General features: G+C 60.3%; 10 protein-coding genes. All 10 read left to right on the top strand.

From position 1 onward, the window contains the following. Window positions 1-9: 9 nt before the first annotated feature. The 10 genes from K3G63_RS02405 (at window position 10) to K3G63_RS02360 (ending at window position 14,930) form a co-directional block, all read left to right on the top strand. On the top strand, window positions 10-513 hold the full coding sequence (locus tag K3G63_RS02405) for a phosphoheptose isomerase (RefSeq protein WP_220612494.1): 504 nt from the start codon (window positions 10-12) through the stop codon (window positions 511-513). Window positions 514-688: 175 nt separating this feature from the next. Then, on the top strand, window positions 689-1,684 hold the full coding sequence (locus K3G63_RS02400; protein ID WP_220612493.1) for an aldo/keto reductase: 996 nt from the start codon (window positions 689-691) through the stop codon (window positions 1,682-1,684). 88 nt (window positions 1,685-1,772) lie between these two features. Then, entirely contained in the window at window positions 1,773-2,696 is a 924-nt protein-coding gene (locus K3G63_RS02395; protein WP_259404236.1) for an AraC family transcriptional regulator, read from the top strand. A 161-nt stretch (window positions 2,697-2,857) separates the two neighbouring features. After that, on the top strand, window positions 2,858-4,252 hold the full coding sequence (locus K3G63_RS02390) for a DEAD/DEAH box helicase (RefSeq protein WP_220612492.1): 1,395 nt from the start codon (window positions 2,858-2,860) through the stop codon (window positions 4,250-4,252). A gap of 235 nt (window positions 4,253-4,487) precedes the next feature. Then, entirely contained in the window at window positions 4,488-5,075 is a 588-nt protein-coding gene (locus K3G63_RS02385; RefSeq protein ID WP_220612491.1) for an RNA polymerase sigma-70 factor, read from the top strand. Between the two features lie 364 nt (window positions 5,076-5,439). Then, entirely contained in the window at window positions 5,440-6,474 is a 1,035-nt protein-coding gene (locus K3G63_RS02380; protein WP_220612490.1) for a FecR family protein, read from the top strand. Window positions 6,475-6,538: 64 nt separating this feature from the next. Then, window positions 6,539-9,961, top strand: coding sequence for a TonB-dependent receptor (locus tag K3G63_RS02375; RefSeq protein ID WP_220612489.1), 3,423 nt, complete (start codon window positions 6,539-6,541; stop codon window positions 9,959-9,961). Between the two features lie 91 nt (window positions 9,962-10,052). Next, window positions 10,053-11,534, top strand: coding sequence for a RagB/SusD family nutrient uptake outer membrane protein (locus K3G63_RS02370; protein ID WP_220612488.1), 1,482 nt, complete (start codon window positions 10,053-10,055; stop codon window positions 11,532-11,534). A gap of 579 nt (window positions 11,535-12,113) precedes the next feature. Continuing rightward, window positions 12,114-13,382 carry a sugar MFS transporter gene (locus tag K3G63_RS02365; protein ID WP_220612487.1) on the top strand — a complete coding sequence of 423 codons (1,269 nt, stop codon included), beginning with the start codon at window positions 12,114-12,116 and terminating at the stop codon, window positions 13,380-13,382. A 114-nt stretch (window positions 13,383-13,496) separates the two neighbouring features. Continuing rightward, a complete protein-coding gene (locus K3G63_RS02360) occupies window positions 13,497-14,930 on the top strand; it encodes a glycoside hydrolase family 30 beta sandwich domain-containing protein (RefSeq protein WP_220612486.1) in 1,434 nt (477 codons plus the stop codon). Window positions 14,931-15,061 lie beyond the last annotated feature (131 nt).

Here is a 15,061-nt window from a genome sequence, read left to right as displayed (position 1 = left end):
CAAGACATTATGAGCTCTGAACTTTCCAAAGCAGAAATATTCCAACAAGTTGAGCAGCAGCTTCAGCAGCAGGGCTTCGGTATTGAGCGCCAGGACCAAACGCGCCCCTGGGGTGGCTTCTTCGTGATTGACGAAAACCAGGCCCAGCAGTTTGCTGATGCGTATTTCGATGGCCTCTCAGTGGACAGTCTGCGCATTTCGGGTAAACTGAGCCCCAAGGTGCTGCTGGTAGCACCGCACCAACGCCTCTCGTGGCAGTACCATCACCGTCGCGCCGAAATCTGGCGCGTAGTGAGCGGTACCGTTGGCATCATCACCAGCCACACCGACGAGGAAGGCGAGCTGAAATCCTACGGCCCCGGCGAGCAGATTACCCTACAGCAGGGGGAGCGGCACCGCCTCATTGGCCTGGAGGGCTGGGGCACCATTGCCGAAATCTGGCAGCACACCGACGTCAACCAGCCTTCCGACGAAGACGACATCGTGCGCGTGCAGGACGACTTCGGCCGCTAATCGGCTTCTTTAAAAAACGCAGCCCAAAAAAGCCGCCTACCCAGCAGATGAGTAGGCGGCTTTTTTTGGGCTGCGTTTTGTGTTGCAGAACCTGTGATTTGTATAACTCCTACCCCTGATGGCGGCCAGACCTTTGTGCAGTAATCTATTCACCTACTCACTTCACAAACTCAACATGAGCACCATCAAACAAGTAGCCTTGGGCAGCCAGGGCCTGAGCGTATCGGTAGAGGGCCTGGGCTGCATGGGCATGACGGCCGGCGTAAATGGCATGAGCGTGTACGGGGAGGCCGACGAAGCCGAAAGCCTGGCGACCATCGACCGGGCCCTGGAACTGGGCGTGACCATGCTGGACACCGCCGACCTATATGGGCCCATGCTCAACGAGCGGCTGGTGGGCCGGGCCATTGCCGGCCGGCGCCAGCAGTTTACCCTCGCCACCAAGTTTGGCTTCGAAGTAGACGACCAGGAAAACTGGACCGGCGGCTACAACGGCCAGCCTGCCTACGTGCGCAAATCCATTGAACGCTCCCTGCGCAACCTGGGCACCGACTACGTGGACCTCTACTACCTCCACCGCGTAGACCCCAACGTACCCATTGAGGAAACCGTGGGGGCCATGAGCCGGCTGGTGGAAGAGGGCAAGGTGCGCTACCTGGGCCTCTCGGAGGTATCGGTGGAGGTGCTGCGCCGGGGCCACGCCGTGCACCCCATTACGGCCCTGCAAACCGAGTACTCCCTCTTCGACCGCCACGTAGAGGAAGAAGGCATCCTGCAGGCAACCCAGGAAATGGGTATTGGTTTCGTGGCCTACTCACCGCTGGGCCGGGGCTTTCTGTCGGGCGAAATCAAGACCCCGGACGACTTCGAGCCGAATGATTCGCGCCGCATTTTTCCGCGCTACCAGGGCGAGAACTTCTATAAAAACATTGCCCTGGTAGAAAAGCTGCAGGCTCTGGCCCAAACCAAAGGCGTAACGGCCGCCCAGTTGGCCCTGGCTTGGGTGCTCACGCAGGGGGTAGTAGCCATTCCGGGCACCAAGCGCCGCAAGTACCTGGAGCAAAACGTAGCAGCGGCCAGCCTACCCTTGTCGGTGCAGGAGCTAGCTGAACTAGATGCCATTATGCCGGTTGGTAGTGCAGTTGGCGCTGCCTACCCCGAAGGTCTATAGTTTTCCAGGTGCCCATTTTGCCCGCCGCAGGAGCCATTACCCAGCGTGACGGCTCCTGCGGCGGACAGTCGGCCTGACTTTTTGCCCTATGCCCATGAAACATGCAGCCAAAGAATTTCGGGTCCTAAACACCGTAACGGACTACGCCCGCTTCTATGGGCTACCGGCACCGGCCCACCCCTTGCTTACCGTCATCGACCTGGAGTATGCCCGCTGCCTGCCGCGGGTAACTACGCCCGTAGTGCAGCAACTCTACACCGTGGCGCTGAAGCGCGGCCTGAAGGGTGGCACCATCTACTACGGCCGGCAGTCGTACGACTTCAGTGAGGGTGTGCTTTTCTTTTTGGGGCCGGGGCAGGTGTTTGCGGCCGACGAAACGCTGGACGTTTCGCAGATAGAGGGGTTGATGCTGGTCTTTCACCCCGACTTGCTGCTGAAATACCCGCTGGGTAAGAAAATTGGTGGCTTCGGCTTTTTCTCCTACCAGGCCAACGAGGCCCTGCACCTCTCAGCCAAAGAAGAAAGGCTGCTGGAGAACTTGCTGCAAGGTATCCACGCCGAATACGAGCTGCCGATTGATGCCTTTAGCCAAGATGTGTTGGTTGCTCAGCTCGAGGTGTTGCTGAGCTACGCCAACCGCTTCTACCACCGGCAGTTCCTGACGCGCCGCACGGCCGAGCACGACTTGCTCACCCGCTTCGAGGTGCTGCTGACAGGGTACTTTGCGCAGGAAACCGAGCGGAGCCTGCCGTCGGTGCAGTACTTCGCCGATGCGCTAAATGTCTCGCCGGCCTACCTCAGCGACATGCTCCGCACCCTCACCGGCCAGAACACTCAGCAGCACATTCATCATCACCTGATTGAGAAAGCCAAGCGCCTGCTGCTCACTACCTCCCTCTCCATCAACGAAACCGCCTTTCAGCTGGGCTTCGAGTACCCGCAGTACTTCACGCGCCTGTTCAAAAGCAAAACCGGCCAAACGCCGGCCGCTTTCCGGTTTTCGGCGCAGTAATCTGGCTTCGGGCTGCACCTTACCAGAGGGGCCTCTTTACCAAGAACACAGGAGGCTTTGGCTTCTCGGGTGGGGTAGGCGCTGGCCCCGTAAGCCGGAATTTGCTACCCTCCTGTTCCCAGCCTAAATCCGGCTACCTTTGCGGGACGAACAACCCGCTTATGACTTCGACTACCCCGTCCTTCGCCGACCTGGGCCTGGCCCCTGAACTGCTGCAAGCCCTGGAAGAACTTCAATTTCAGGCCCCTACCCCCGTGCAGGAGCAGGTAGTGCCCATGGCCCTAGCCGGCCAGGACGTAGCCGGACAGGCCCCCACGGGCTCGGGCAAAACGGCCGCTTATGGCCTCTCGGTGCTGCAACTGCTTGATCTGAAGCTGGATGCCGTGCAGGTGATTGTGCTGGTGCCCGCCCGCGAACTGGCCCTGCAGGTGCGCGACGCCCTCAAAAAACTGGGCAAGTTTCTGCCCAATCTGCGGGTAGCGGCCTTCTACGGGGGCCATGCTTTCCGTGAAGAAACGGCCTCCCTAACCCAGGCTCCGCACGTGGTGGTTGCCACCCCCGGCCGCCTGCTCGACCACTTTGAGCGCCGCAGCATCATCCCCAACCAGCTCAAAACCCTGATTCTGGACGAGGCCGACAAGCTGCTGGAATTGGGCTTTCAGGATGAGCTGGTGGAAATTGTGAAGCGCCTCCCGCGCCGCCGCCAGACCCTGCTGTTTTCGGCCACCATGTCGGAGAAAGTAGTAGAGCTAATTCGGAAAAACCTGACCCGCCCCCGCGTGGTAAACGCCGGCGAGGACACCGATGAGCTGCCCGAGAACCTGACGCTGGTGGGCCACGTGGGCACGGTAGAGAAGAAACCCGCCGCGCTGCTGCATCTGCTACACCAGCCTGAGACGGGCCGCGCCCTCATCTTCTGCAATACCCGCGAGCGGTGCATGGAGCTCACACGCTTCTTGGTGGGCCGGGGGGTAGCGGCTGAGGTGCTGCACGGCAAAATGCCCCAGCCCGAGCGGGACAAAGCCCTGCTGAAGCTGCGCAACGGTTCCAGCCAGGTGCTGGTAGCTACCGACGTGGCCGCCCGCGGCATCGACGTTACCCAGCTCGATACCGTGGTGCAGTACGATGCCCCCGATAAGGCCGATGCGTTCCAGCACCGGGCCGGCCGCACGGCCCGCGCCGGCGCTGAGGGCACGGCGCACATTCTGGTAACAGACAAGGAGCAGGCCCATGTGAAAAAGTGGCCGGTAGCGGCTTCCATTCAGTGGAAAGCCATGCACGCACCCAAGCTACCCCCGGCCGCGCCCAAAGCCCCCCGTCCCGAAAACGTAACCCTGCACGTTTCGGCTGGCAAGAAAGACAAGGTAAGTGCCCACGACTTGGTAGGTGCCTTCGTGAATGTGGGCGGCATACCGCGCGAAGAAGTCGGCCGCATTGAGGTGTTTGACTACTACAGCTACGTGGCCGTACCCCGCCAGCAGGCGCAGGAAATAGTAGAGCGGCTGGCCGGCGCGAAAGTAAAAGGCAAGAAAGTGCGGGTATCGGTAGTGGCCTAGCCCGCTGGCAGTGGCCTGGCTAATAGAGCCGGGCTGCTGCTTTCCGCACGGTAAGGCAAACTTTTACGCTTCTTATTTCCTTGTTGAGGTAAGTCCGGCGGCGTTACCTTACATTCGCTGTCTTACCCTGGTTCAGGTCACGCAACATGGCTGGCAGATGCGCGTCCTTGAGAAACTTCTCGGCCGGATAAGCCTGTAGTATGCGGTAATTTTCAAACACGTTTCCTCGTTGGAAGTGGATCACCCAGATTCGGAATTGGCTTGGTTGCGGCGGCTGCGGCACGACGACCAACGGGCCTTCGACGCGCTGTTTCGGCAGTACAGCGCCCGGGTGTATCGCTTCGCCTACAGCTACCTGAAGGCCCGCCCCGCCGCCGAGGAAATTGTACAGGAGTGTTTTCTTAAAATCTGGGAGCGGCGCCACGAGCTGCGCGACGATGTTCCCCTGAAAGGCTACCTGTTTACGGTAGCCCATCATGCCATCCTGAACCAGCTGCGCCACAACCGCTACCACCTCGCCTACCAGGATTACACCTTGCTGACCGGTTACGCGACTACCCCCGGCACCGATACCGATGTGGCCTTTGCGGAGCTGGAAACCGTTTACCTGGCGGCCCTGGAAAAGCTGCCCCCCAAGCGCCGGCACATCTTCAAGCTCAGCCGCCAGCAAGGATTATCCTACGCTGAAATAGCGCAGGAGCTAGGTATTTCGGTGAAGACGGTAGAAACCCAGATGGCCCAGGCGCTGCACTTTCTGCGGCAATATTTTCAGGCCCACGGCACCATGCTCGTTATCGTGCCTCTGCTACTCGCCTTGTGTTAGCGTGCGTCTGCTGGTTTATTGCTAGGGCACTGCCATTCCAAGCAAAACCGGGAAGCTAAGCAGCTCCACAAGGACACGTTTTCTACTTTCTTACTCTACTCAAAAGAGCAGGCGAAGCCTCACGCCTTATTCGGGCTTTCCAAGCTATCAAGGGGCAGTAACCAGGCGCCTGAAAGTTCTTATCAGCTGGGTATAGCGAGGACTTACTCGCCAGTTTTACGATTTTTTTCCTTGCATAACTAGCAGAATATCAGCGTATATTGAAAAAGGTTACCAAATCTTTAAAAAAAAATCATGATCTGAATCAGGGTAGTAAGCAGTTGGTGTGTATTACTCACCAGAATCCCCGCCTACTTCGCCCTGCATGCCTTCCCACCCCGACAAAAGCGCCTTTCTTCGGTATATCAATGGTACTGCTTCCGCTGTGGAAGCGGCCGCCGTGCGCGCTTGGCTCACCGAGCCCACCAATCAGTTTTTGGCTCGTCACTGGATGGAAGAGCACTGGCATTCCTTTGATGCCACCTCAGTAGCTTCTGCTGCCGAGCCCGACTACGAAGTTCTGCTCCAAACGCTGCACCAGCGCCTGCAGTTTACGCCCGAAGCAGCGGCCGACCAGGAAGATGACACGACTAGCCTGCGCCCCCGTAGCCAGTGGCGCTACTGGGCAGCCGCAGCCGCAACCGCTGCGTTGGTAACAGCGGGCGGCGCCCTGTGGTGGCAGCAGCAAAACCCCGCGGGGCCACTGACTTACGCTACCACCTACGGCCAGACGCGCACGCTGCACCTACCCGATGGCTCGGCCGTAACGCTTAATGGCAACTCTACCCTGCGCTACGCCCCCGCCCCCGCAAGCGGGCAACCTCGCGAAGTGTGGCTAGATGGCGAAGCGTTCTTTGCCGTGCGCCATACCCCCAGTAACCAGCGGTTTATTGTGCATACTACTGCGGGCTTCAATGTTGAAGTGCTGGGCACGCAGTTTACCGTATTCCGGCGCCGCCAGGAGGCCCGGGTGGTGCTGCTGTCGGGCAAAGTGCGCGTCGACTTCGAAGACAGCACCCGCGCCGACCTGCTCATGAAGCCCGGGGAGCTGGTGCAAACCCAGGACGACCAACCCCGCGCCCTGGTCCATAAACCTGTGCACACCGCCGCCTACGCCAGCTGGAAAGACGAAAAGCTGGTGCTGGATAATACATCGATTACCGAGCTGACTACGCGCCTGCACGATACCTACGGCCTGGAGGTAGAGGTGGCCACCCCGGCGCTGCGCACCCGCCGCATGACGGGCACCGTGCCCGTGCAGGACCTGGATCTGCTGCTCAAAGCCCTGGAAGAGACCTTCCACCTTAAGGCCGAGCGCCAGCAGAACCGCCTGATTCTTTCTGACTCAACTGCCCCGTAGCCGGACTCCCCTACTAGCGTCCGGAACTGCGGCTCTTTTCTTTTCATTTCCCACCGTTCCCACTATGAACCACACCCCTACCCGTTTGGGTGGTAGCTTGGCATCCACGGCTTTTTCGGCCTGTGCGCTGCTGCTACCCGCCCCGGGGGCCACGGCCTCCGCTCAACTTCTCGCCTCCAACCACCTGCCCACGCAGCGCACGGAGGCTCCGGCCGAAACGGTGCTGCTCCAGGACCTGCTAGGCCGCTGGGAAGCGCAGTACGGCGTCACCATCTTCTACGAAAGCAACTTGGTGCGCAACAAGCGGGTAGTAGCTCAGCCCGAAGTGGCAGCCCCGCTGGAATCCAAGCTGTCAGAAGTACTGCCCCAGGCCGAGCTGACATTCAAGAAGCTGCGCTCCGATTACTATGTTGTAGTAGCCCCGGCCGCCGGTCCAGTTTCTTCGGTAGTCGGCAAAACGCTGCAGGCCGACGTACCGGTTTCCGGCCGCGTAACGCAGGCCAACGGCGAAGGGCTGCCGGGCGTAACGGTAGTGGCAAAGGGTACTAGCATCGGCACCTCTACCAGCGCCGACGGTAGCTTCTCGCTCAGCGTACCGGAAGGCAGTACCCTCGTATTCAGCTCCATTGGCTTCCTCAGCCGCGAAGTACCCGTCACGGGGGCCAATTCCTCCCTGGCTATTACTTTACAGACCGATGCCAAGGCTCTGGATGAGGTAGTAGTGGTAGGCTACGGCACCCAGAGCCGCCAGGAACTGACCACGTCCGTTACCTCGGTAAGCTCCGAGGAGCTGACCCGCCAACCAGTAGCCGGCTTCGACCAGGCCCTGCAGGGCAAGGCGCCCGGGGTGCAGGTTACTACCCCTTCCGGTGCGCCCGGCGCGGGCATCAACGTGCGGATCCGCGGCAACAGCTCCATCAGCCTGACGGGCTCTCCGCTGTACGTCATCGACGGGGTGCCGATTCTGCCCACCTACGAGCAGGAGCTGGCCGTGGGCGGCCAGCGCCCGAACCCCCTGAACGCCCTGAACCCCCAGGATATTGAGAGCATCGACGTGCTCAAGGATGGCGCGGCGGCGGCTATTTACGGCCTGCGCGCTTCCAACGGGGTAGTGGTAATTACCACCAAAAAGGGTAAGCTGGGCAAGCCCCAGGTAGGCCTGAGCGTGTACTACGGGCAGCAGCAGCTGCGCAAAAAGCTGGACGTACTCAACTCACGCCAGTTTGCCGAGTACTACAACGAAGCCCTGGTCAACGCCAACCCCAATGCCGCCCCGGCCTTCCCCGACCTCAACAACCTACCCGCTACCACCGACTGGCAGGATGAGATTTACCGCACGGCTGGCATTCAAAGCTACCAGCTCAACATCAGTGGGGCCACGGAGCAGACGCGCTACTACGTGTCGGGCGGCTATTTCAAGCAGGACGGCATCAGCCTGAACTCGGGCTTCGACCGCTACAACTTCAAGATCAACGTGGATCAGAAGCTGGGGCAGCGGTTCCGGATGGGCACCAACCTGAACCTGAGCCGCACCTTCACCAACGGCTCGGTGCGCTCCGAGCTGGGCATCGGCAACTCCGGCACGGTGCTGGGCGCGCTGGCCCAAATTCCGACCATTCCGGTACGCACCGCCGACGGCCGCTACGGGATTAACCCGTTCCAAGCCTTCGACAACCCGGTGGGCAACCTACTGGAAACCAACAACAAGGCCATTATTTACCAGGCCATCGGTAACGTGTATGGCGAGCTGGACATTCTCAAGAACCTGACCCTGCGCAGCTCCTTGGGCCTGGATTTCCGCACCCAGAACGAAAACCAGTTCATTACCCGCGACTACCCCGGCACCTCCAACGCCGACCCGGCCACGCGCGGCAGCGGGGCTACCTCGCTCAACCAGCAGGTCATCTGGCTGCTGGAAAACACCCTGACCTACAACCCCAACCTCGGCGACCGGCACAACCTAACCTTGCTGGCGGGCCAGTCGGTGCAGGAATCGGACCGCTTTACTTCCTCGGCCTCCGGCAAGGGCTACCCTTCCAATGCCGTGCCCTACCTCTCGGCCGTATCGCAGTTTAACATGCCCAACAGCTACCAGGACCAGTGGGGCCTGATGAGCTTCTTCGGCCGCGCCATTTATAACTATGATGAGCGTTACCTGGCTACCCTGAGCATGCGCGCCGACGGCAGCAGCAAGTTCCGCGAGGGCAACAAGTTCGGCTACTTCCCGGCCCTGGGCCTGGGCTGGCGCATCTCGAAGGAAGGCTTCTTCCCGCAGAACACCGCCCTTTCCAACCTGAAGCTGCGCGGCAGCATTGGCGCCACCGGCAACCAGGAATTCTATACCTACCAGCGCTTCTCGCGCTACGGGGTCAACTTCAACTACCAGAACGGGGGTAGCATTCTCGGCGGCATTGCTCCCACCAACATCGGCAACAACGACGTGAAGTGGGAAAGCACTACCCAGTACGACGCCGGCCTTGATGTGGGCCTGTTCAGCGACCGTCTGACCCTGACCCTGGATGGCTACCTGAAGAAAACCCGCGACCTGCTTACGCTAGTGAGCATTCCGCTCAGCACCGGTGCCCAGGATCTGAGCATTATCCAGAACGTAGGAAGTGTTCGGAACAAGGGCGTTGAGTTTGGTTTGAACTCGACCAACCTGCAGGGCGCCGACGGGGGCTTCTCCTGGTCGACCAACCTGAACTTCACCATGAACCGCAATAAAGTACTCGCTACGAACACGATCCGTAACGAGCAGGGCCAGCTGGAGGATCAGCGTTTGCCGAGCGGCAACGGCTTCACGCTGGTGGGTCAGCCCCTGGGGGTATTTTACGGCTGGCAGGTTCAAGGCATTTTCCAGAGTCAGGACGAGATTAACTCGGCCGCTAAGCAGGACAATGCCGCCCCCGGCGACATCCGGTTCCGCGACCTGAACAACGACGGCATCATCAACGACAAGGACCGCACGGTTATCGGCAACCCCAACCCCAAGGCCATTGCGGGCGTCACCAACAACTTTGGCTACAAAGGGCTGGAGCTGAGCGTATTCTTCCAGGGTAGCTTCGGCAACGACATTTACAACCAGAACCGCGAAACGCTGGAGGGCATGGCCGATCCGCTCAACCAGAGCACCCGCATTCTGAACCGCTGGACGCCCACCAACACCAACACCGACGTGCCCCGGGCCGTGCGCAACGACCCGAACAACAACCGCCGCATGTCGGACCGCTTTATTGAGGATGGCTCCTACGTGCGTCTGAAGAACCTGACGCTGGCCTACAACCTGCCCACTACGCTTACCCGCAAGGCCGCCATCAGCAACCTGCGCGTGTACGTGACCGGCCAGAACCTGATTACCTGGACCGACTACTCCGGCTACGACCCCGAGGTAAGCTCCGACCCGCAGTCGAACACAGGCTTCGGCCGCGACTTCGGCGTGTACCCGCAGTCGCGCACCTACACCGTGGGTCTAAACGCCACCTTCTAACCGCTTGCGGGCCGTCAGTTGCCCTTGTGGCGGCCGGCGGCCCCGCGGCCGGGCGTACCCGGTTTTCTTCCAGCTTCTCCTGCAATTCCCCATGAAAAAGATACTCATTCCCGTTTTCGCCCTCACGTTGCTCTCTACGGCTTGCGACGTATTGGATAAAGACCCCCTGCCGAGCATTACGCCGGAAAACTTCTTTACGTCGGCCGATGATGCCGAGGCCAGCCTGACGGCCGCGTACGACGCCTTACAGGGCGCGGGCCTCTACGGACAGGACATAATTGTGGTGGGCGAAATGCCCTCCGACAACTGCACCAGCGCCAACGGCGACGTAGCTGCTCTGGAAAACATTACCTGGAACTCTACCACAGGCCAGGTCAGAAGCATTTACCGTGACTCCTACATCGGTATCAACCGGGCTAATTCTATCCTGAAATACGTACCGGCCATTGACATGCCGGCCGCCCGCAAAAACCAGATTCTGGGGGAAGCCCGCTTTCTACGCGCCCTGCACTTCTTCAACCTGGTGAAGTTGTACGGAGGAGTGCCCCTGCGCCTGGAGCCCACGGAAACCGGCACTTCGGAAGTACTGAACCTACCCCGCGCTACGGCCGATGCCGTGTATGCCCAGGTAATTCAGGACCTGACTACGGCCGAGCCTCTGGTAGCAACCTCTAACTTAACGCGGGTAACGCAAAACGCTGTAAACGCGCTTCTGGCTCGCGTGTATCTCACTCAGCGCCAGTGGGCCCCGGCCCAGGCCGCGGCCGGCAAAGTACTAAGCAGCGGTTCGCTGGCCCCCAGCTTCAAGTCACTATTTCCGGCCGATAACAAGTCGGAGTCCATCTTTGAGGTGCAGTTTGCGGGTAGCGCCGACGGGGGCAACATTCTGCCCGACCTGCTGCTGCCGAGCCCACCTGCTACGTACTCCTTCCCCAAATTCAGCATCCCGACGCTGTACCGTTCTCAGGCCAGCGCCCAACCCACCGACCTCACGTTTGTGGTGGATACGCTCACTGACAAGCGCTGGAGCTTCCAGGGCGTAACCAACGCCGGCCGCGACCACGCCAGCTACGTGGATGGCGGCCGTGGCACCGGCAACGACGACGGCCCCTTCGTGTACAAATGGTCGGGCAACCCCAACGGCTTCAACTCCCCCGACAACACCTACGTGCTGCGCTACGCCGACGTGGTGCTGATGTACGCCGAGGCCGCCAACGAGCTGTCGGGCCCCACGGCCGATGCCCTGGCCAAGCTCAACCTGATCCGGCAGCGCGCCGGGCTGACCGAGCTGACCAGCACCTCACCGCAGGCCGCCAGCAAGCAGGCCCTGCGTACGGAAATTGACCGGCAGCGCCGCCTAGAGCTGGCCTTCGAGGGGGAGCGGTGGTTTGACCTGCTGCGCTACGCCCGCCACGAGCAGGCCGACCCCGCGGCCGACCACGCTGTAACGGCCCTGGACGTCATCCGAGCCCAGCGCAAAACGCCCACGGCCGACCCCAATTACCTGTTGTTTCCTATTCCGCTGGACGAGTTGAATACCAACCCGAACGTGCAGCAGAACCCCGGCTACTAATCTGCTAGGAAGGCCAGTTCAGCGAAGCCAAACGGCTGAGCTGGCCTTCCCAGGATTAGGTGGATACCGCCCCCCTTTTTTCGTTGTTTCTTATCTGTAGTCGCTTGTAAAGAGCTAACTCGTCATAAGCAACAACGCCCCGAAAAAGCTGCCTGGCACGTGTGCAGTAGGTGTATAAAGCCGAAAAAAGCAGCAGAAACAAGGTTTTTCGCGTTTGCTTTCTCTGCTCAGAGGCCAATATATTTGGTTTGTTGCCCCTCCTGCTGCCGGCTGCTTTTTCCTCTCTGAGGCCCGGACCTTTTCGCCTCACCAAGCGTTGCGTTCCGTCTCACCTTCGTTCTTTCCCGCACCTGATCTTTGCCCCGCGCTGCCGACCCGCAGCCGCCGGGGCTACCCTACCCCGGCGGGTTCGCTAGACTGCCGGGCTACCTGGGGCCGGTTTGCTAAAGGGGAGCGAACCGGCCCTCCCAGGCCTTCTGCCACAGCAACCTTACCGCCAGAATCGGCTACTTTGCTGCCAGAAGCCGCTGTCGGGCTTTGCTTTCTATCTTCAACCTCCCTTTCCCCTTACTTCCCACCATGGCTGCCCCCATTTCTGCCTCACCCCTTTCCCCTACCACCGATACCCCGGCCGGCTCCGAAGCGCCCCGCTACACCTCGGCCCTGGCTTCGCTGACGGTGCTGTTCTTTATGATGGGCTTTATCACCTGTCTGAATGACATCCTGATTCCCTACCTGAAGGCCATCTTCCAGCTCAGCTACACCCAGGCCAACCTGATCAACCTGTGCTTTTTCGGGGCCTACTTCGTGATGGGTATCCCGGCCGGCAAGCTGGTGCAGCGCATCGGCTATAAAGGCGGGATGCTGGCGGGCTTCCTGATTGCGGCTCTAGGAGCGTTTCTCTTCTACCCCGCCGCCGACAGCCGTAGCTACGGCCTGTTTCTGGGAGCGTTATTTGTGCTGGCGACAGGCGTCGTGTTGCTGCAGGTAGCGGGCAACCCCTACGTAGCCATTCTGGGGCCGGCCAAATCGGCCCCGGCCCGCCTGACGCTCACCCAGGCCTTCAACTCGCTGGGCACCACGGTGGCCCCGCTGCTAGGCTCGGCCCTGATTCTCTCGAACCTGCCGGATCTGGAGTCGGCGGCCTCCGCGGCGGCTATCGACGTGAAAGCCGTGCAGATTCCCTACCTCTGCATTGGGGCCGTGCTTATTGTTATTAGCGTGCTGCTGGGCATGTTGAAGCTACCCGTTATTACCCACGCTCAAACCCAGGAGGACTCCAGCCGCCGGGCCTACCACTACCGCCACCTCATTTTCGGGGTCCTTGGCATCTTTGCCTACGTGGGCGGGGAGGTAGCCATTGGCTCGCATATCGTTTCCTACCTGCACCTGCCCGACGTGATGAACCTCACGCCCAAAGTAGCCGGCGACAAAGTAGCCTACTACTGGGGTGGGGCCATGGTAGGCCGCTTCCTGGGTGCCTACCTGCTCAACAAATTCAACCCTGGTCGGCTGCTGGCCTTCAACTCGTTAGGTGCCGTACTGCTGGTGCTGATTTCAGTGCTGACCACCGGTGAACTTGCTATGTGGAGTTTGCTGGCCGTGGGCTTGATGAACTCCATCATGTTCGCCACCATCTTCACCCTGGCTATGGCGGGCCTGGGCCGCCATACGGAGGAAGCCTCGGGCCTGCTGAATGTGGGCATTGTGGGCGGGGCCATTATCCCGCTGGTTTTCGGCTTGGTAGCCGATGCTAGCACCCTGCGGTGGGCCTTTGTGCTGCCCGTGCTCTGCTACCTCTACATTATGTGGTATGGCCTGAAGGGACACAAGCCTGCGGAAGCCTAAGCTTCGGCCGCCTACCCCCTTTTCTTTCCTGAACCTCTTCATACCTAGGGCTTTGCCGGCAACAAGTTGTTGCCGGCCAGCTATGGCCTTGCCCTCTCTTTCCTGTTGCTCTGCATGTCTTCTCTTTCCAACACCACTCGTGCACTCGCCATTCTGCTAGCGCTGGGCCTTGGCACCAGCTGCCAGCGGATGCCACAAGCCGGTTCAGCGCCGGCCAAAGGCACGGCCGCTTTCTGGCTGACGAACCCCGATAAATCGGTGCTGTTTCAGCCTCAGACGGCTCCGGGCTGGACCAAGACCGCACCGGCCGCCGGAACACCGGTTATAGAAATTGATGATAAGCAGACCTTCCAGACGATTGATGGCTTTGGGTATTGCCTGACGGGCGGCAGCGCCCAGTTGCTGCACGCCATGAGCCCCGAGGCCCGGCAGGCAATTCTGAAAGAGCTGTTTGCTACCGATGGAAACAACATTGGCGTAAGCTACCTGCGGCTGAGCATTGGAGCCTCCGACCTGGACGCTACCGTGTTCAGCTACGACGACCTACCGGAGGGGCAGACCGACCCCACCCTGGCCAAGTTCAGCCTGGCCCCCGACCAGCAGCACCTGATTCCGGTGCTCAAGGAAATTCTGGCCATTACCCCCCGCATCAAAATTCTGGGCTCGCCCTGGTCGCCCCCGACCTGGATGAAGACCAACAACAACTCCAAGGGCGGCTCCCTGAAACCGGAGTTTTACGACGCCTACGCCCGCTACTTCGTGAAGTACATCCAGGGTATGAAGGCCGCCGGTGTCCGGATTGATGCCATTACGGTCCAGAACGAGCCCCTGCACCCCGGCAACAACCCCAGCCTGCTCATGCTCCCCGAGCAGCAGGCCGAGTTCGTGAAAAAACACCTGGGCCCCACCTTCCAGAAAGAAAAGATTGACACCAAGATTGTGGTGTACGACCACAACGCCGACCGCCCCGACTACCCCCTGACTATCCTCAATGACCCCGAGGCCAAAAAGTATGTCGACGGCTCGGCTTTCCACCTCTACGCCGGCCCCATTGAGGCCCTGGGCAAAGTGCACGACGCCCACCCGGACAAGAACGTGTACTTCACGGAGCAGTGGGTAGGCTCCAAAAGCAAGTTTGAGGAAAATTTCCCCTGGCACGTGCGCACCCTCATGATTGGGGCTACCCGCAACTGGGCCCGCACGGTGCTGGAGTGGAACCTGGCCGCCGACCCCCAGCAGAACCCGCACACGCCGGGCGGCTGTACGGAGTGCCGCGGCGCCATCACCATCGACGGCAACAACGTGACGCGCGAAGACGCTTACTACATCATTGCCCATGCTGCCAAGTTTGCGCGGCCCGGTTCCGTGCGCATCGCCTCCACTACCTCCGAAGACCTGCCGAATGTGGCTTTCAAGACGCCTAACGGCCAGAAGGTAGTGCTGGTGCAGAACAACACGAAAGCGGCTCAGACCTTTAACCTCCGCTACCAAGGCCAAACCCTGACCTCTACCCTCAACCCTGGCGCTGCGGGCACCTACGTGTGGTAAGAATACTCTACTGAGTAGAAATATTTCAACCAGCTCAGCATGACAAGTGCTTTTTAGCATCAGCACCAAAGTGCTACCCTTCGTTGACTCTTGAGCTGCCGCCGCTGGGTAGCCCATCCTGATCAACGCTT

It is taken from the genome of Hymenobacter sp. HSC-4F20 (assembly GCF_019599275.1).
In the GTDB taxonomy this organism is placed as follows: domain Bacteria; phylum Bacteroidota; class Bacteroidia; order Cytophagales; family Hymenobacteraceae; genus Hymenobacter.
Note: the sequence above shows the minus strand (reverse complement) of the source record. Positions and strands in the feature narration are given on the sequence as shown.

Bases quoted from the DNA above. Each gene is read 5' to 3' on its own strand.
- K3G63_RS02405 (WP_220612494.1), top strand. From the start codon at position 10: ATGAGCTCTGAACTTTCCAAAGCAGAAATATTCCAACAAGTTGAGCAG.
- K3G63_RS02400 (WP_220612493.1), top strand. From the start codon at position 689: ATGAGCACCATCAAACAAGTAGCCTTGGGCAGCCAGGGCCTGAGCGTA.
- K3G63_RS02395 (WP_259404236.1), top strand. From the start codon at position 1,773: ATGCCCATGAAACATGCAGCCAAAGAATTTCGGGTCCTAAACACCGTA.
- K3G63_RS02390 (WP_220612492.1), top strand. From the start codon at position 2,858: ATGACTTCGACTACCCCGTCCTTCGCCGACCTGGGCCTGGCCCCTGAA.
- K3G63_RS02380 (WP_220612490.1), top strand. From the start codon at position 5,440: ATGCCTTCCCACCCCGACAAAAGCGCCTTTCTTCGGTATATCAATGGT.
- K3G63_RS02375 (WP_220612489.1), top strand. From the start codon at position 6,539: ATGAACCACACCCCTACCCGTTTGGGTGGTAGCTTGGCATCCACGGCT.
- K3G63_RS02370 (WP_220612488.1), top strand. From the start codon at position 10,053: ATGAAAAAGATACTCATTCCCGTTTTCGCCCTCACGTTGCTCTCTACG.
- K3G63_RS02365 (WP_220612487.1), top strand. From the start codon at position 12,114: ATGGCTGCCCCCATTTCTGCCTCACCCCTTTCCCCTACCACCGATACC.
- K3G63_RS02360 (WP_220612486.1), top strand. From the start codon at position 13,497: ATGTCTTCTCTTTCCAACACCACTCGTGCACTCGCCATTCTGCTAGCG.